A 17363-nucleotide genomic window follows, 5' to 3' on the forward strand; every position below is an offset into this window, starting at 1 on the left:
AGGGACATTGCGTGGAAAAAAAATCATCAAGAAAACTTGCAAGGTATTCACTTCTTATCATGGGATTGGGATTTATTCTAACATTCCCTTTTCAAGATAATATTTGGATACATTTAGTTCATGGGGGCTTTGAAGCTGGACTTGTCGGGGGATTAGCAGACTGGTTTGCAGTAACAGCACTATTTAGGCATCCTTTAGGCTTACCGATACCACATACCGCTTTATTACCTAAAAATAGGGATAGAATGGTAAATGGATTAGTGAATGTATTGAAAAAGGATTGGTTATCAAAGGAAAGTATTCAAGATAAAGTGAAGAATATTCCTTTTACCGAAAAAATCACAGCAACCATTAAAACAAGAATAGAAACAGAACCAGTAAAGAAAGCGATGATTAAAGCTACACAGCAAGCAATTAGCAATATTGATGTAGAAAAAATCACTCCATTTGTGCGTAAGCAAATGTCAGCGGCTTTATCTGATGTGCAAATTAGTAATATTTTAAAGCTGCTTACCAATCAATTAATTTCAGAAGAAGTTGATAAGAAAGCATTAGATCATGTTCTTGTAAAAACAGAAACGTGGCTCAGAAAAGAAGAGACGGCTCGAAAACTTGGCTCTGTTTCCATGAATGTATTAAATAATGTAGAGGCAAATGGCATGCTTCAATTTGCTTTAAAAACATTGCAGAATATTTTAACGGAAGATAAGTTAGGGCAAATTGTCCAAAATCTTTGCTTGAGTGGAATGCGAAGTCTTCAAAGAGAAGGGGAGCAAAACCGTGAAGCGCTTATTCTCTATATTCGCAAGGAAATCGAAAGCCTTCCAGAAAATGATAAAGTATTAGAAGGAATCAATACATGGAAGGATAAGGTACTAGACTCCCTAGAATCCAATCATACGATTTTAGCTAGCCTTCAACAAGCACAAGAAAAAGCAATCGAGCTTCTTGAAAATGAGGAGTTCATGGAAACAAAAGCAATTCCATTTATTCTTCAACTAATGGAAAAAATCGAAGAAAATGGCGAAAAGATGGATCCGTGGATTATTCAGCAAATTTCTAATTTTATCGAGAAAAACCATGATCAAATTGGCAATTTAGTAAAAGAAAATCTTGATAAGCTAGATAACGAAACACTAGTCGATATGATTGAGAATAACGTCGGTAAAGATCTGCAATGGATTCGTGTAAACGGTGCAGTATGTGGTTTTATTATCGGTCTGTTCTTAAGTGCGCTTCAATTAGTGGCTAATATGATGTAAGGTGTAAGATAAAAGGAAATATTGCCAAAAAAGCATTCGCAAATGAATGCTTTTTTTGTTGTGGATTGTTAGTATAGTTTCATTTTACTCTTATAATGATAGGAATTATGCATCGTCCACTAATTCACTTCATTAAAGTAAAAATGGAAAAATATTTCCATATTAAGGGTTGAAAGTTTATAATAAATATTATCTAAATTTTAAAAATTATTAGGTAGAATGATGGAATGGAGGGAGAGTTCATTGGTGAACATCAAAATAGAAACTCCTATTCATAGTAATGGGATTGCTGTTGTTTTGCTAAAAAAAATAAAGGGAGGATATCATGTTTTGTTAATGAAACGTGCGACCCAGATATTGAAAGATATGTGGTGTTATATAGGTGGGAGCCTAGAACAAGGGGAGAAAGCTTGGGAAGCCGCTTTAAGAGAAGTAAGGGAAGAAACAGGAATTACAAACGTAAATCTCTATAGCTCGAATACATTTGATCAATTATATTCACCATTAGAAAATTACATATATATTGCCCCAGTTTTTGTTGGTTTTGTAGAGGAAAACCAAGTTGTAGAATTAAATGAGGAGCATAGTGAGTACAAGTGGCTGTCTTTTGATGAAGCAAGGCAATTAGTCACATTACCGGGAAACGAGGAAGTTCTTACCTTTATAGAGAAGCATTTTGTAAAAAATACCATTACAGAGTGGCTCCAAATTGGAAGCATGAAAGTAGGGGAGTAAGGTGATAACCTATATATACATGGTAAGACACGGGGAATCGCCAAAAACAGAAGGCACAGAAAGAACAAGAGGGCTAACGGAAAAAGGGAAACAAGATTCTGAACGTATCGGCAAAATTCTTCATAAGGAAGAAATAGATCTATTTGTTTCGAGCCCTTATCAACGCGCCATTTTAACAATAAAGGATTTAGGTACAGATTTGGGCAAAGAGGTGTTCGTTTTTGAGGATTTAAAAGAAAGAGTGTTTAGTCAAGGAGATACTCCTCTTTCTGATCATGAATTACAATCTTGTCTTAGTAGGTCATATTCGAATCCTGATTATGCTCTAACTGGAGCTGAATCTAATAATGTATGTCAAAAACGAGCGATAACGGTATTAAAACAGTTACTAAATACATATGCAGGAAAAAAGATAGTAATTGGAACCCATGGTGCAGTAATGACGCTAATGATGGGCTATTATGACAAGCGGTTTGATTTAGATTTTTAACTCCATACAACAAAGCCGGATATTTACCGAATGAAATTTTTGAGAAATGAATTAGTAGAAGTGAAAAGATTGTGGGAGTGAGTTGAAAAATTATAAAGGAGAGCATTTCCTTATGAATGAGCAAAGTACGACTAATAAAGTGGCTTGGGAATACCGTGCTTATGAATTTTGGATGAAGCGTGATGGGCACCCAAAGGAAAAGGCGAAAGAAATATTGAAAGATCCTCGAACAAGTTTAAAAAAGCATCAAACGTTTTTTGAGAATGTAGAAGGAAAAAAGATTGCCAATCTTTGTGGATCAAATGGAAGAAAGGCAGTTCCATTAGCACTGTTAGGAGCTGAAGTAACAATCTTTGATATATCCAAGGAGAATGAACGATATGCTCATGAATTAGCTTATCATGCTAATACATCTATAAATTATATTGTAGGAGATATTTACGAAATCGATTTACAGACATATGGAGAAGCATTTGATATTCTCTATCTCGAAGGTGGGATTCTACATTATTTTCAGGATATAGATCATTTCATGTCACTTCTGTTTTCTCTTTTAAAGAATGATGGAACATTGATTTTAAGTGACTTCCATCCTTTGTTAAAATGCTTGAATGATGATTTTAATGTGAAACTAGCCTATTTTGATACAGAATTACAAACAGGAGATATTGCCTATAAACAGTTTTTTCCTGAAGAAGAACAGGATGATTTTCCAGATGTTTCTATCCGCTTTTATACACTTAGCGAAATTATTAATTCATTGATAGCTGCTGGGTTAAGACTAGAGCGTTTTGAAGAACATCGTGGTTGGAAAATGGAAAATATCCCATGGGAATTTACAATCATTGCAAGAAAATGATAGAAAATGGAGATTTGTAGATGAAACTATTTGAAAGCGGGCTTTTAAAAGTTCGTAAATTGGAAAAAAAAGATAATAAATATTTAGCAAAATGGCTTTCAGATCCATCTGTCCTTGAATATTATGAAGGAAGAGATAATCCCTTTGATTTAGATAAAGTGAATAGGGTGTTCTATCCGCCTAATGATAAGGAAGAAGTAAAAGGCATTGTCGAATATTCAAATAGAGCAATAGGGTATATACAATTTTATCCACTAGATAGTGAAGCGAAAAAGTTATTTGGATATAGTACATATAGTAAGGAATTAATATACGGAACTGATCAATTTATTGGAGAAGTGGCATATTGGAATAAAGGAATTGGGGAAATGCTTGTAAGTTCGATGATTCATTTCTTAATCGAGAATCAAAAAGCCGATCGAGTAGTGATGGATCCACAAACAAGGAATGTAAGGGCGATTAAATGCTATGAAAAATGTGGATTGAAAAAAGTTAAAATTCTTCCCAAACGAGAACTACATGAAGGGGAGTATCAAGATTGTTGGCTGATGGAGTATCGGAAATGAAGGGAATTAAAAGATAAACAATAGTCTATTAAGCATTGGAATTTCAAATAGCTTGTTAGATGAAGAGGAGAATCAGAATGAATCGTAAAATGATGAAATCAAAGAATGATAAATCTATTTATGGTGTTTGTGGGGGAATAGGTGAATATTTTGGTATTACACCTTTAGGTATTCGATTGATTTTTCTTTTAACTATGCCCGTTTCTATTCTTATTTACATTATTTTAGTAAATAGTATGCCTGATTCGCCGAGAATCTTGTGAATAATTACTGGGGGTTTTGAATATGGATAATGCATTAAAGTCAGATTGCAATAATTGTTTTGGGTTATGTTGTGTAGCATTGCCATATGGAGAATCTGCAGATTTTCCTTTTGATAAAGATAGTGGGGTATCATGTAGAAACTTATGTTCAAACAATGCATGCTCGATCCATGACAAATTGTGGGAAACAGGGTTCCGCGGTTGTGTATCCTATGAATGTTTCGGGGCGGGACAGCATGTATCACAAAAGATTTACCATGGAAAGGACTGGCGGAAGGGAGAACATGCAGATGAAATGTTCCGTGTCTTTCCAATTGTTCAACAACTACATGAAATGCTCTTTTATTTAAGGCAAGCTCTTACTTTAGAGGAAACTTCTTCTTTTCATAATAAACTTCAACGGATTTACGAAGCAATAGTAGAACTAACGGAAAGAACACCAAAAGAGATTTTAATACTCGATCTTATTTCCCACCGAAATAAAGTTAATGAGCTTTTAATTGCTTCAAGCATAAAGTATAGAGAGAATAGTACGAATAAAGGAAAAAAAGGACGAAAGAAAAAATCAAATTATATCGGTGCTAATTTAAAGGGATTAAATTTACAAGGGGAAGATTTTCGAGGAAAATTAATGATTGCTGCGAATTTAAGCAATTGTGATTTGAGAAGAGCTGATTTTATTGGAGCAGATCTACGAGACGCTAACTTAAAAGGAGCAAACTTGGGTGGTGCTCTATTTCTTACACAATCGCAAATTAATTCAGCTAATGGGGATGCTGATACTAAGATACCAAACTATTTGGAAAAACCAAGTCATTGGATAGAGAAAATACTTTCATAAATGTTCTGAACAGATTGTCAGATTACATCTATTCTTTACTTAAGTCATTAACTGAAATAAGTTTTATTTATTAAAAGGGAAAGGACAAATGTAGAATAGCATACATATTCATATAGGGCAAAATCCTTTGGAATATCAATAGAAAGAGGAGATTGTGCATGGTGAGACTAAATACCTTATATCAGCATAAAGTGAAGGGCTGGCAATCAAAACAAGTGATATATCAAATTGCTCCCTCCATTGGAGAAACAATTGTAATAGAAAAAGCTCATTATAAAATTGTGAATATTATGCATTATGCAGAAGACGGAACTGTTGAGGTAATAGCAAATGCAGAATAATAGGTAAAGAAAGATCAATCCAAATATAACAAGACATTATTTGTATAATTGTGTAGACAAATTTATATTATTTCGATTTTCAAAGGTTAAAGATGTCTAATTATCTTTATTTAAGCTATAATAGTAAATAGACACACTTGAAAAGGAGAATGTATGAAAACTAAGGCTAAGATTAAAGGTGTTAAGTATAGTTCTGAATACAAATTTCCAAGGTACAAGGTCAAATTAGAAACACCTGAGGGGAAAGTATTAATTATTGCCTTCGATCATACTTTATCGTCCAAATCAAAAGGATATGTCCCATTAAATGTTAATTATGATGGGGAAGATATGGGAAATAAATTGTCATGGTATTCTAAAAAAATAGAAAATATGACAATTAATAACTTTCTAAGAATTTTAGCTGGCAAAATCGATAAATTTTATAAAGTAAGTTAAGGAAACTCTCTGTTTGAGAGTTTTTTTGTGGGAATTTTAATATTAGGTAACAAGATAGCGTTTACATATCGATAGCCGCTTCATATATTATATATTAGATAATCGAATAGGTTAGGAGAATGTATATGATATTCGAAGCGCTTCCGACATTTGTGAAGTTTTTATTTTACCTATTATTAGTGTTTTAGAGAGTGGTCATTCCTAACATGAACAATTTTGTCTATTTAATCTCAAAGTTCCAAATAATTGCTGAATTCATGGGAGAATTCAGCTTATTTGTTTTCCAACTATCGCATGATGAGGGAAATAAGGGTGCTATAATTACGGAAGATAATTATTAACGATAAAAAGTGAATCCTATAGTAAATCCATATCGTCTAACTAGCGAATCTGTAAGGGGGGAATGACTTGATTTCTAAAAGACTAGAACATTCATTATTAAGAGAGCTAGAGGAGAATGAATTAGATGAACTGTTAGAAGAAATTATGATTTTGTATGGAGACGAACTGACAAGATTAGCTTATACATATGTTAAAGATAGTGAAACGGCAAAAGACATTGTCCAAACTGTTTTTATTAAGTGTTATACCCATTTAAAGACGTTTAAAGGAGAAGCTAAATTAAAAACATGGCTTTACCGTATCACAATAAATAAGTGTAAAGATCATGTGAAAAGTGCCTATTTTAGGCGGTTTATCTTATTTAAGAAAGATATCAATCATAAGAGTGATACTATGCCGTCACCAGAAGAGGAAGTAATGTATCAAACGATGCAGGCGGAACTGAAAAATATAATTTTAAGTCTTCCACCAAAATATGCAGAAGTAATCCTCTTATATTACTACGAGGAGCTAGATATTAATGAAATTGCAGACATTCTACAAATCTCTAAGAATACAGCTAAAACGAGATTGAGAAGAGGCAGAAAAAATCTCTTGCCATTTCTAAAAAAGGAGGAATTCAGATGAAGAATGATTCCAAATTTATAAAAGAAACACTAGGAAATGTGATGAAGGATGTTCATTTTTCTGAAAGGGACAGACAAAAAGTTCTAACAGCAGTAAAAATGGTGAAGGAAGAGAAATCTAGTCGTCCTAACATAATTGTTTTATATAAAAAGCATATCGTAGCTGCTATTATTTTTTGTTTATTTATTTCCATGCTGCTTACTTTTCCAAAATTATCACCAACTCTTGCAAATACACTCTCCTCTCTCCCTTTTATAGAATCTATTTTCAAAGCATATGGAGATGGCGGATTAAAGAAAGGGAAGGACAGCCAATTAGTATCGAATATTATAGCTACTTCAAAAAGTAATGAAGCAGAAATGACGATAGAGGAAGCAATTTATGATGGAGAAAGAATATCCTTTAGTTATGTAGTGGAATCAAAGGAACCAATTAGAGATTATCAGATTGATAACCTAAATGTTTCCTTAAAGGAAGAAGCAAGAGCTGGTATAGGGAAGTTAACAGATGGTAATTATGAATTGGTGACTCCCAATAAAGTAGCCGGGATTGGAACAGTAAATTTCATTAAACATAAGGAATTACCAAAGGAAATTGAAGTTCAGCCCTACTATGCAGTAGTAATAAACGGAAAGTATGAAATCTTTCAATTTGAATTTAAACTTACCAAAACGGAAAACGTAGAGACGATTACACCAATGATTACTCGACAAAGCAAGGAGAGCGAATTCACAGTAAAGGAAATAAAAAGAACGCCAATCACGACAGTAGTTAATATGAGCTATAAACGTCCGGTGACGGAAAACGATGATAACATGCTAATGTTCCGATTAATCACAAATGAGGGAGAAGTAATACCTTGGATTTATAATACACATGGCTATGGTGGAATCACAATAAAGGATAATATGGAAGTAATGGATTCTATTCAGGAATCATTTGAAGGGTTGGATGAAAAAAATACAGATTCGGTGACGATTCAACCAATGATCGTCCAAAATATTTGGACTTATAATCCAATTGAAAAACCATTTAGAGGAAAAGATACTAAATTAGATTTGGGAGAATTGGGCAAAATCAACATTATTGGGGTTAAATATACAGGCAATGTAATGACGTTAACCTATGAATTAAATAGCCAATTTCCATTTCTGCATTCAAACTATTTTACGTTAAAGGATCATTTGGGAAAAGTATATTATGGTGCTAAAACATCCATAACCTTTAAAAAGAAGGATCATTATATTGTCGAAGAAGCATTTATGAATATTTCTAAAAAAGAACTAACGATTGAATATATGCAGGAAGAAGCTCCTGAAATATTGAAAGATTTAGAAATTGAAGTTCCGTTAAAATAATCTTATATGTAAACACTATTTAGAAGAGAAAAGGAACCCAAAAAATATTGGGTTCCTTAAAAAATGGTCTGACCATATTCATCATAATCCTTCAAACCATTTACCAAATTTACTAATACAAGATTCTTCTTTCTTTTCTTCATATCTATGAAAATCATCTTCTGTAAATTCGGCAAGTGTTTTATCAAAATTCTTTGGAATAAATATATACCAAAGATCAGACCATTTCTTATCATTATCTAATCCTCTTATATCTTCAGAAATAGTTCCTGGTGATTTACTCTCAAAGAATGTTATTTGTTCTCCATCAAAGTAAGCTAAACAAGACCTAAATTCACAAGCGCGATTATTTTCTTCTCTTAGTAATTTCAATATGCCAGTAATACCTATCGTATCTAGCATATGGTTTACATAAGCCCTTGGAAAACCATTTAATTCTTCGATAAAAAAGCCGGAATCTAAAGCGATGCAAGGCTGCTTAACGATTTCATATGCTTGCAATACTTTTTGTCTAGCGATTTCTTTAATATCATCTGTTCGTGGCTCGCTTAACTCTTCCTGTATTGGCGTTACTTTAATATTTTTCAATTCCTTTTCTGCCGATGCAATTTTCCCTTTGTTGGTTGTGACAAATATAATTTCCTTCATATGAAATGTTTCTCCTTATGCATAATAATAATACTGAATTTTATTTATATTACTTAATATAACAAAATTAGGAGGAAAAAAGATTCGATTTCAACTAAATGGCCAAATAACTTTTGGATAAGATTAAAAGGAATGACTTTTCATATACTGATAATAAAGGAGGGGATAAGAATGAATCCGATTATAGTGATTATCATTATCGATTTGACTGTTCTCATCGATTGTTTCTGGTTTGATGTGAATAAAAAAAGGTGGGGATGGATGAATAATTGGACTAGCTTGAGTAAGTGGATCTTCTTTTCAGCATTTATCATCGTTTCAGTATTAATTTACGTTGGTATAAGTGCAGTATATTTCTCAGCTTAGCGTTTAGAGTATGTTTAAAAAAGAGTGGGGATTTTGATATGTTGTAGAAAACGGTTGGTTATATAAAAAGAACGAGATCGAACGTTTAGATTATATTTTTGATATAGTTATAAAGTATCCGAATTCAGCAAGTGCCAAATTTGAACTAGGAAATAGGCATGACTACAATTAGGGAGTTCATAAAATAATATAGGGAATTAAATAATAATTTCGCTGTTCTAACTGTTGCAGAAATTCGTTTCCTTCATCTACTCTCCATATCTATGTTCTTAGTAATAACCTTACATAATGCAAATAGGGAGTCAGAAGGTATGAAGATGTATTAAGAGCAATTATGCGACAAATGAACTACGAATTTAGAAAGATATACTTTGCATTCGATAACTACATTAACAAATAAAAGACATAAAAGTGCAGTCATTTTATGTAAAATAGGTTTAAACACTTGTTAAGCCTATTTTTTATCCCGGTTGGTGGTTTTGTATTTTTGGCCTTTGCCGTCATAGGTGGTCCACTCCCCAACAGGATCGCCCATGTTAAAGTAGCCTGAACGCTTTATTGTCCCATCTATACGATACCATTCCCAATAGCCATCAGGTGTATCATCAATAATCTTTCCTTTTGACCAAATTGTTATTCCGTTAGCATGATACTTAATCGTATCCTCAACTATTAGATCCAGTTTCTTTTCTTTTACGCCATTAGGGTGTATTATGTCACAATTTTTCTCGTCCATGCATACCTCCAGATAATTGTTTATTGATATTATGGGATAGAAGCTAGGATGCTCTGCATTTAGTATTTTCACTTAAATTTTACTAAATCGCGACTCTCACCTTCTTTGTAATCAGAATACCAAATGAATGAAAGATATGGTAGACTAGAATCAAAAAAGGCAAGATTGATTTTTTGGAGGCTGATTATGGAAGTTTTTGCAGAATATTTAGAACGCATTGCTAATCCAGCGCATCGTGCTAGAACAAAAGAGGTTTTGGAGTGGGTAACAAATAATTTCCCTAGTTTAGTAACGAGAATTGCCTGGAATCAGCCGATGTTCACAGATCATGATACATACATAATTGGCTTTAGCGTTGCAAAACATCATTTGGCAGTCGCACCTGAAAGAGCTGGAATCATCCAATTTTCTGATGCAATTGTACAAGCTGGTTATGATCATACCAAGCAGTTGGTACGAATTAAGTGGGAAAGCCCGGTTGATTTCTCCTTACTTGAGAAAATGATCGAGTTTAATATTACTGATAAAGCAGATTGCATGACATTTTGGAGAAAAGAGTAAAATGTAGAAGGGGTTTATTAGATGGCAAATAGGAAACTAAATCCTAAAGTAGAGGAATTTTTAAGTAAAGATAGTCCGTGGAAGGAAGAATATGTGAAGTTAAGACAAATTGTTCTTGAGTGTGAAGAGCTTGTGGAAGAATTTAAATGGATGCATCCTTGTTACACAATAAAGAATAAAAATATTGTATTAATACATGGATTCAAAGAATATTGTGCCCTTTTATTTCATAAAGGTGCTCTGTTAAAAGATCCTCAAGGAATTCTAATCCAACAAACGGAGAATGTACAAGCAGCAAGGCAAATTCGATTTACTAGCTTACAGGATATAGTGAAATTGGAATCTGTCATAAAAGAATATATTCATGAAGCAATTGAAGTGGAAAAATCCGGTTTGGAAGTAACGATAAAAGAGCACAAAGAATACATCATTCCAGAAGAACTTGAAACGAAATTTGAAGAAATTCCAGAATTGAAAACTGCCTTTGAAGCATTGACGCCAGGACGACAAAGAGCATACATTCTTCATTTTTCTCAACCAAAGCAATCCAAAACTAGAGTTGCAAGGATTGAAAAAGCAATGGAAAGAATTCTAAATGGCAAGGGTTTAAATGACTGTATTTGTGGATTATCTCAAAAAATGCCCAATTGTGATGGCTCGCATAAGTTTGTTGGCAAGAAATGAATGACTTCAATGGGAGGATTGTACTGATTTCACACGAAAGAAGTACAACCTCCTTTTTATACTGAAAGAATAAGCGTAATAAAGAGCTATAAAATGCCTAATAAGAAATCGTGTTATGGACAAAAGATACAGATCGCTATTCAATATGTAATAGAAAATGGCGCTACCATGTTATCTGTCCCACATGATTTTTTAAAAGATTTACGCGCAAGGTGGGTGCAAGAATTCGATGGGAACCTAATTCAAATTGTTTGTAAAAGACAGATTTGAATTGCCCTGATTTACGAATGGCAAATAAAGAAGGAATATTCTGTCTAAACATAGAATAATACATAAAAATATGTTTAGAGAGGTGTATGGATGGACCAAATTAGCTGTATTTCCTACATTTTGCATCAGTCTCGTGAAGAAAACATAAGAAAAATAGCGATTGATCTGTTAATTGGGGATCTTTCGTTAAAAGAAGCAGAAGAAATTTCACCTCAAATGAAAAGAGAATTAAAGAAGGCAAAAGCATTGTATAAAAGTCATCGGGTTGATTTAAAGGCTGTTTCAGTATTTGTCCAAGACTTTATGTTTGTAACAGGATAGCTACCCATTGAAAAATAATATAGATAATAAATCTAATTTTTAAGTATTTCTCTTGCTAAGAAATGCTTTTTATTTTGCTTTTAAAAAAACAATAAAAAAAGTGTATAAAATGATAATAATTTATTGTAAAACGATAAATGATATGGTAAATTCAAATAGAAATAAATAAGTGAGGTGTTTTTGATGAAACAGGTTTCAACGCTCTTTTTAAAGATTGCTGTTATTCTTATTGGAGTACCCATTCTTGCATTATGCATTTTTTTAGTACCGGAAATCGGAAAATTTGCTGCTGAATTGTATCCAAATAATGCTTATATAAAATATCTAATAATGCTTGATTTTTATGCTGCAGCTATTCCTTTCTACTTTGCATTGTATCAAGCATTTAAACTGTTAAACTATATTGATAGGAATGACGCATTCTCGGATTTATCGGTAAATGCATTAAAGAAAATAAAAAACTGTGCCATCTCCATTAGTGCTATTTTTGTGTTGGGTTTGCCGTTATTTTACCTTATAGCAGAAGTGGATGATGCCCCTGGGATCATTTTAATGGGACTGATTCTGATTTTTGCTTCGATGGTGATTGCCGTTTTTGCTGCCGTACTTCAAAAGCTATTAAAAGAGGCAATTGATATAAAATCAGAAAATGACTTAATCGTTTGAGGTGATATAAATGGCAATTATAATCAATATTGATGTGATGTTAGCAAAAAGGAAAATGAGTGTGACTGAACTATCGGAAAAGGTTGGAATTACAATGGCGAATCTTTCTATCTTGAAAAATGGCAAGGCAAAAGCAATCCGGATATCCACACTGGATGCAATTTGTGAAGCGTTGGATTGCCAACCTGGTGATATTTTGGAATATAGAAATGATGGAGAAATCTAATGATGAAAGGTCTAAAGCAGCTTATCTATTTTGGTTGGGAACAAGCATTATCTTGTATATTTCCTGTCGTTATTTTTGTTTCTTTGGCACTCACTAAAATGATAGAACTTCCCTTGATACCAAGATACGATTGGCTGCTACTTATCTGCCTTTTGATGCAGTGGCTAATGGTACGCACCGGTCTTGAAACGATGGATGAGTTAAAGGTGATAACCGTTTTCCATTTAATCGGACTTGCGCTGGAGCTTTTTAAAGTACATATGGGTTCCTGGTCTTATCCTGAAGACGGCTTTACAAAAATATATCGCGTCCCATTATATAGCGGCTTTATGTACGCAAGTGTAGCGAGTTTTCTCTGTCAGGCATGGAGGCGATTAGAGGTAGAGCTAGTAAATTGGCCACCATTTTTAGTTGTTGTTCCTCTTAGTACAGCCATTTATTTGAACTTTTTTACCCATCATTATTGGCTGGACATTCGTTGGTATTTATCTGGATTGGTACTAATCGTGTTTTGGAAGTCCTGGGTATTATACAAGGTAAATGGTATTAGATATCGTATGCCACTAGCCCTCTCCTTTTTATTGATTGGATTTTTTATTTGGATAGCAGAAAACATTGCTACATATTTCAGTGCATGGGAATATCCAAACCAAAGAGATGCCTGGAGTCTCGTTCATCTGGGAAAGGTGAGCTCATGGCTGTTATTGGTGATTGTTAGCTTTCTTATTGTGGCAACCTTGAAGCAGGTTAAGGGTAATATGACTAATAGTAAAGTAAATACTAATTCGATATGAAAAAAATGGTAGTGGAAAAAGTAAATGTAGTTGCCAGCTCCTTGATGAAATTAGATTGCAATAAAGTCTTGGAGCTCCTTTGTTAAATTATTAATCCTCCTCATCAGCTCCATTAGAGTACATTTCCTTTTCCGCTTGGAGCCATTTCATCATATCTTGTTTATCCGGATAAGAATCCTCTAAGTATTGGTGGCTTTCTAAAAATTTATATCCTTTTTTCGTTAGTCTAGCTGGCTTTAGTGAGAAAAAGGTATCGATTCTAAGTACTCTTTCAATATATCCTTCCTTTTCTAAAAAAAAGATAAAATTTTCAAATTCCCGCTGTTTTAAACAATAGTCTTTTGGTTTTGGTAAATCGATACCCTTGTGAAGCTCTCTTAGAATACTGTAGGTAATCTTCATTATCAAATCTCTTCCTTTTCTGTAATTAATTTTTCTCGAGCAACCATATAGATAAAAACACAAATAATAATTATAATCCTAATCAGTAAATGAAAGCAGATTTCTATATCTTAAAAAATATATTCGATAATTATTATTTTCAAATTATTCTTTATTTTATCAAATAATATAGGTAATATGTTTTATAGGAGTTCTAAAAAATAATAATTTAATAGAAAAACCTAGTTATCAGGAGGGAAAAATGAAAATCCTAATTGGCCAGCTAAAAATGGAAAAGAGCTTACAACAATTATTAGTGGAATTAGAAAGTTTTCCTGAAGTGGATGTAATTCTATTTCCATAGGGCTATTTCACTGCTGATTATTTAGAGGAAGTATGTCATTTAGCGAAAAAACATCATACATATATTGTCTCAGGTTATAAAGATGAGAATAATAAGGATAGAGCATTTATCGCCAATCGTTCTGGAAGGATGATGTTAGATAGAGCTAAAACGCCAGAGAATGAAATGTTATATAGACCATCCAAGACTAGTGATGACACATTATCATCAGGCTATTTACTTTGCAGAGAAATTTTTTATGGATTAGAAGGTTTAGAGAATGAAAATGTTAAGTTTATTTTTAATCCAATAGGTGTTGGCATGTATAGTGAGCAACAATATGAAGAATGGACTGGAGAAGCAAGAAAAATAGCAATGAAGGAAAAAGCTTTCATTATAGGGACAAGCCATGCTGATGGGTCCTATCGAAATTGTGGTTTTTCCATCCCGATTGCTTACTGTTTCGATCAAAAAGGAAATGATTTATTACTTTCAAAAAATGATATTCGAACTAGAATTTTTGATACAGAGACTAATAGTATAAAGCTAGCAGAGAAATTAACATAATAGTAGATGAAAGAAGGGGAATTAGTTAAGGCTAATTCCCTTAAGACAATAAATTTCCATCCAAATTAAAATAATTATGAAAAAGTTCTTTATAAACACTTGCAAATCGTAATCATTTCGTTTTATTATTAAATAGTTCGAAGGGTTTTAAAAATAGAACAAAGAACAAATGATTTTTTTAAATCGTAATCATTTCGATTTGTTTTGGGAGTGAGAGTATTGAACAACAAGAAAATCCCTGTTACCGTTTTAAGCGGATATCTCGGGTCTGGTAAAACAACTTTGCTAAATCATCTTTTATCCAATAGGGAAAACCTAAAGGTTGCTGTTATTGTCAATGATATGAGTGAGGTAAATATTGACGCTTCATTGCTGAAACAGGAGGGTTTTTCAAGAACAGATGAAAAATTGGTGGAAATGCAAAATGGTTGCATCTGCTGTACACTTAGGGAAGATTTGATGCTAGAAGTGGAAAAGCTTGTGCAATTAGGTGATATTGATTATATCGTCATTGAATCGAGCGGGATTAGCGAACCGATTCCTGTTGCTAAAACATTTACCTATGTAGATGAGAGTGTAGGAATCGATTTATCTCGATTTTGTCAGTTAGATACGATGGTTACTGTATTAGATGCTAATCGTTTTTGGCATGATTATTCTTCTGGTGAAAGTCTTTTAGACCGCAAGCAAGCAGTGGATGCAATGGATGAAAGAGAAATAGCAGATTTGTTAATTGATCAAATAGAGTTTGCGAATGTCATTGTGTTAAATAAAACGGATTTAGTTTCGGAAAGCAAGCTACAGGAACTGAAAGCAGTTATCCAAAAATTTAACCCAGTAGCCAAAATCATAGAAAGCGAATATTCCCGTATTTCCTTAAATCAAGTGTTACATACTCGGTTATTCGATTTTGAAGCTGCTAGTCAAAGTGCAGGCTGGATAAAAGAATTAAATGAAGAGCATATTCCGGAGACAGAGGAATATGGAATTTCTTCCTTTGTGTATCGTAGCAATAAACCTTTTCACCCTGTTAGATTGATGCAGTGGTTGGAAAACTGGCCAGTTGAAGTGGTTCGGTCGAAAGGATTTATTTGGTTGGCTACGAGAAATGAAATTGCTGGACTACTTTCTCAAGCAGGTCCATCCTTAACGATACAAGGAGCAGGCAATTGGGTAGCGACTTATTCGGAAAGCGAGCAGAAAGAAGTTTTAGAAGAAGATCCAGATTTACAAAAACGGTGGGATCCTCTTTATGGAGATCGCATGACAGAGTTAGTGTTTATTGGGATTGACATGAATCAACAGCAAATGGAAGAAGAGCTAGATGCGTGTTTATTGACTGATATGGAAATGAAAAAGGATTGGACTAAATTCATTGATCCGCTACCTGCCTTTTTTGCAGAATGAGTAAAATTTATTAGGAGGAAGAAAAAATGAGAGTGAAAATTACTTTAGCATGTACAGAAACAGGAGATAGAAATTATATTACCACAAAAAACAAACGAAATAATCCAGACCGTATCGAGTTGATGAAGTATTGCCCACGTTTAAAAAAGCGTACTTTACACCGAGAAACAAAATAATTTTTTATAGTCGATAAATCGTAATGATTTCGTATTGGAGGAAACAATAATGGCAAAAAAATCAAAAATTGTAAAAGAAAAAAACGGCAAGCAATGGTTGAAAAATATGCAGCACTTCGAATGGAATTAAAAGAAAAAGGAGATATTGAAGCACTTAGAAAACTACCAAGAGATTCTTCAGCGACCCGCTTAAAAAACAGATGTGAAGTGACTGGTAGACCTAGAGGGTATTTGAGAAAATTCAAAATGTCCCGTATTACATTTAGAGAATATGCCCATAAAGGACAGATTCCAGGAGTGAAAAAATCCAGCTGGTAATGAATAAAAAGAAAAGTCGTCAGCTTATTGGTTTGACGACTTTTATCTACACATCAAAAATGGAGGAACAGGAAATGAATTCCGTTAATCCTGAAGTAGTTCAATTTTTTTATCGAAGCGCGATTGCCAATTTGCCAGAAAAAAAAAGGGAATTTATCAATACATAGAGAGTAAAGAAGTAGAGTTAGAGGAAATGGCCATAAATGAGAAACAATTTATGGAGCTAATGGTCGGAAAATCGCCATTTAAGGAGGCTTCTGAATACTTTTCCCTCAGTATGCCTGCCATTAAAGAAATTATGGATGAAGCACAAGCGGAAATCGATTTAATGATAATGGCAAGAATTAATCAAATGAGATGGATAGATTATACTAAGTCAGATAGAAGTTTTCAAAAGAATAAAAAGAGGGTATTTGTTTTTGTTTCTTAAAAAACCACTTTTTACATTAATCTATTGCTATTCCCCATTTAACGAGAGAACGAAAACAAGTTAATAATCGCCGTTTTCCGAAAATAATATAAGACAATCAGTGTTACTCCAAGTATGAGTAGCACTTTTTTTATTATAAAAATAAAGCGATGAATTATATAATTTTTAAAAGTATCATATGTACGAACAAGGGTCACATATATATTAATATATTATAACAATTCATTATCATTTTCATATTGACATGGTACGCGTTTGATTGAGTCAAGTTTTTGTGGGAGTTTTTTTTAGCTCCCTTTTTATAAAGTAAAACTTCTAATTTTGTATCCGTTTTCTAAATGTTTTCT

Annotated in this window: 25 protein-coding genes and 2 pseudogenes; 24 read left to right on the plus strand and 3 right to left on the minus strand. The window is 33.2% G+C overall.

Annotated features, from left to right (window positions below; translation table 11 throughout):
* Positions 1 to 11: 11 nt before the first annotated feature.
* The 11 genes and pseudogenes from ACTNDN_RS12140 (at position 12) to ACTNDN_RS12190 (ending at position 8122) form a co-directional block, all read left to right on the plus strand.
* A complete protein-coding gene (locus ACTNDN_RS12140) occupies positions 12 to 1262 on the plus strand; it encodes a DUF445 domain-containing protein (RefSeq protein WP_031535851.1) in 1251 nt (416 codons plus the stop codon).
* A 246-nt stretch (positions 1263 to 1508) separates the two neighbouring features.
* Positions 1509 to 1997 (plus strand): NUDIX hydrolase, encoded by a 489-nt coding sequence (locus tag ACTNDN_RS12145; RefSeq protein WP_251629450.1) that lies wholly within the window; start codon positions 1509 to 1511, stop codon positions 1995 to 1997.
* A 1-nt stretch (position 1998) separates the two neighbouring features.
* Positions 1999 to 2568: pseudogene (locus ACTNDN_RS12150) on the plus strand (histidine phosphatase family protein).
* Between the two features lie 31 nt (positions 2569 to 2599).
* Positions 2600 to 3346, plus strand: a complete 747-nt coding sequence (locus tag ACTNDN_RS12155) for a class I SAM-dependent methyltransferase (protein WP_441131284.1) — start codon at positions 2600 to 2602, stop codon at positions 3344 to 3346.
* A gap of 20 nt (positions 3347 to 3366) precedes the next feature.
* Positions 3367 to 3912: a GNAT family N-acetyltransferase gene (locus ACTNDN_RS12160; protein WP_251629455.1), complete on the plus strand. Its 546-nt coding sequence runs from the start codon at positions 3367 to 3369 to the stop codon at positions 3910 to 3912.
* A 77-nt stretch (positions 3913 to 3989) separates the two neighbouring features.
* Positions 3990 to 4175: a PspC domain-containing protein gene (locus tag ACTNDN_RS12165; RefSeq protein ID WP_251629456.1), complete on the plus strand. Its 186-nt coding sequence runs from the start codon at positions 3990 to 3992 to the stop codon at positions 4173 to 4175.
* A gap of 22 nt (positions 4176 to 4197) precedes the next feature.
* Complete coding sequence (locus tag ACTNDN_RS12170; RefSeq protein ID WP_235252065.1) at positions 4198 to 5016, plus strand: pentapeptide repeat-containing protein; 819 nt, start codon at positions 4198 to 4200, stop codon at positions 5014 to 5016.
* Between the two features lie 158 nt (positions 5017 to 5174).
* Entirely contained in the window at positions 5175 to 5357 is a 183-nt protein-coding gene (locus ACTNDN_RS12175) for a hypothetical protein (protein WP_031535841.1), read from the plus strand.
* A 153-nt stretch (positions 5358 to 5510) separates the two neighbouring features.
* On the plus strand, positions 5511 to 5795 hold the full coding sequence (locus tag ACTNDN_RS12180) for a hypothetical protein (RefSeq protein WP_031535839.1): 285 nt from the start codon (positions 5511 to 5513) through the stop codon (positions 5793 to 5795).
* A 408-nt stretch (positions 5796 to 6203) separates the two neighbouring features.
* Positions 6204 to 6764 carry a sigma-70 family RNA polymerase sigma factor gene (locus tag ACTNDN_RS12185; RefSeq protein ID WP_231512508.1) on the plus strand — a complete coding sequence of 187 codons (561 nt, stop codon included), beginning with the start codon at positions 6204 to 6206 and terminating at the stop codon, positions 6762 to 6764.
* On the plus strand, positions 6761 to 8122 hold the full coding sequence (locus ACTNDN_RS12190) for a DUF4179 domain-containing protein (RefSeq protein WP_031535835.1): 1362 nt from the start codon (positions 6761 to 6763) through the stop codon (positions 8120 to 8122). Before ACTNDN_RS12185 ends, ACTNDN_RS12190 begins: the two co-directional genes overlap by 4 nt.
* Before the next feature lie 81 nt (positions 8123 to 8203).
* On the opposite strand, the gene ACTNDN_RS12195 is transcribed toward ACTNDN_RS12190, so the two are convergent.
* On the minus strand, positions 8204 to 8770 hold the full coding sequence (locus tag ACTNDN_RS12195; RefSeq protein WP_031535834.1) for a non-canonical purine NTP pyrophosphatase: 567 nt from the start codon (positions 8768 to 8770) through the stop codon (positions 8204 to 8206).
* Between the two features lie 171 nt (positions 8771 to 8941).
* On the opposite strand from ACTNDN_RS12195, the gene ACTNDN_RS12200 reads away from it, so the two are divergent.
* Positions 8942 to 9136, plus strand: a complete 195-nt coding sequence (locus ACTNDN_RS12200) for a hypothetical protein (RefSeq protein WP_441131285.1) — start codon at positions 8942 to 8944, stop codon at positions 9134 to 9136.
* A gap of 454 nt (positions 9137 to 9590) precedes the next feature.
* On the opposite strand, the gene ACTNDN_RS12205 is transcribed toward ACTNDN_RS12200, so the two are convergent.
* A complete protein-coding gene (locus tag ACTNDN_RS12205; protein WP_441131286.1) occupies positions 9591 to 9872 on the minus strand; it encodes a hypothetical protein in 282 nt (93 codons plus the stop codon).
* A gap of 186 nt (positions 9873 to 10058) precedes the next feature.
* Here ACTNDN_RS12205 and ACTNDN_RS12210 point away from each other — a divergent pair, with 186 nt between their 5' ends.
* The 7 genes from ACTNDN_RS12210 (at position 10059) to ACTNDN_RS12240 (ending at position 13394) form a co-directional block, all read left to right on the plus strand.
* Positions 10059 to 10433, plus strand: a complete 375-nt coding sequence (locus ACTNDN_RS12210) for an iron chaperone (RefSeq protein WP_031540119.1) — start codon at positions 10059 to 10061, stop codon at positions 10431 to 10433.
* Between the two features lie 21 nt (positions 10434 to 10454).
* Positions 10455 to 11117: a DUF1801 domain-containing protein gene (locus tag ACTNDN_RS12215; protein ID WP_235252062.1), complete on the plus strand. Its 663-nt coding sequence runs from the start codon at positions 10455 to 10457 to the stop codon at positions 11115 to 11117.
* Between the two features lie 93 nt (positions 11118 to 11210).
* The gene (locus ACTNDN_RS12220) at positions 11211 to 11387 is read left to right on the plus strand and encodes a hypothetical protein (protein WP_235252061.1); all 177 of its coding nucleotides are present in this window, start codon (positions 11211 to 11213) and stop codon (positions 11385 to 11387) included.
* A gap of 90 nt (positions 11388 to 11477) precedes the next feature.
* The gene (locus tag ACTNDN_RS12225) at positions 11478 to 11708 is read left to right on the plus strand and encodes a hypothetical protein (RefSeq protein WP_349205484.1); all 231 of its coding nucleotides are present in this window, start codon (positions 11478 to 11480) and stop codon (positions 11706 to 11708) included.
* A gap of 183 nt (positions 11709 to 11891) precedes the next feature.
* Positions 11892 to 12374, plus strand: coding sequence for a DUF2975 domain-containing protein (locus ACTNDN_RS12230; protein ID WP_031540116.1), 483 nt, complete (start codon positions 11892 to 11894; stop codon positions 12372 to 12374).
* A 10-nt stretch (positions 12375 to 12384) separates the two neighbouring features.
* A complete protein-coding gene (locus ACTNDN_RS12235) occupies positions 12385 to 12600 on the plus strand; it encodes a helix-turn-helix domain-containing protein (RefSeq protein WP_031540115.1) in 216 nt (71 codons plus the stop codon).
* A 2-nt stretch (positions 12601 to 12602) separates the two neighbouring features.
* Positions 12603 to 13394, plus strand: a complete 792-nt coding sequence (locus tag ACTNDN_RS12240) for a DUF817 domain-containing protein (RefSeq protein WP_441131290.1) — start codon at positions 12603 to 12605, stop codon at positions 13392 to 13394.
* A gap of 90 nt (positions 13395 to 13484) precedes the next feature.
* Here the strand turns inward: ACTNDN_RS12240 and ACTNDN_RS12245 are convergent, their stop codons facing one another.
* Entirely contained in the window at positions 13485 to 13796 is a 312-nt protein-coding gene (locus ACTNDN_RS12245) for a hypothetical protein (protein WP_235252059.1), read from the minus strand.
* Between the two features lie 472 nt (positions 13797 to 14268).
* On the opposite strand from ACTNDN_RS12245, the gene ACTNDN_RS12250 reads away from it, so the two are divergent.
* The 5 genes and pseudogenes from ACTNDN_RS12250 to ACTNDN_RS12270 all read left to right on the plus strand — a co-directional run bounded on the left by ACTNDN_RS12250 (position 14269) and on the right by ACTNDN_RS12270 (position 17016).
* On the plus strand, positions 14269 to 14685 hold the full coding sequence (locus ACTNDN_RS12250) for a hypothetical protein (RefSeq protein WP_441131287.1): 417 nt from the start codon (positions 14269 to 14271) through the stop codon (positions 14683 to 14685).
* 219 nt (positions 14686 to 14904) lie between these two features.
* On the plus strand, positions 14905 to 16092 hold the full coding sequence (locus ACTNDN_RS12255) for a GTP-binding protein (protein ID WP_441131288.1): 1188 nt from the start codon (positions 14905 to 14907) through the stop codon (positions 16090 to 16092).
* Positions 16093 to 16118: 26 nt separating this feature from the next.
* Positions 16119 to 16268, plus strand: a complete 150-nt coding sequence (gene rpmG, locus ACTNDN_RS12260; protein WP_016203575.1) for a 50S ribosomal protein L33 — start codon at positions 16119 to 16121, stop codon at positions 16266 to 16268.
* A 49-nt stretch (positions 16269 to 16317) separates the two neighbouring features.
* Positions 16318 to 16586 (plus strand): annotated as a pseudogene (gene rpsN, locus ACTNDN_RS12265) (30S ribosomal protein S14).
* A 193-nt stretch (positions 16587 to 16779) separates the two neighbouring features.
* Positions 16780 to 17016 (plus strand): hypothetical protein, encoded by a 237-nt coding sequence (locus tag ACTNDN_RS12270; RefSeq protein ID WP_441131289.1) that lies wholly within the window; start codon positions 16780 to 16782, stop codon positions 17014 to 17016.
* Positions 17017 to 17363 lie beyond the last annotated feature (347 nt).

The sequence above is a fragment of the Niallia sp. HCP3S3_B10 genome (assembly GCF_052064465.1).
Classification (GTDB): Bacteria; Bacillota; Bacilli; order Bacillales; family Cytobacillaceae; genus Niallia; species Niallia hominis.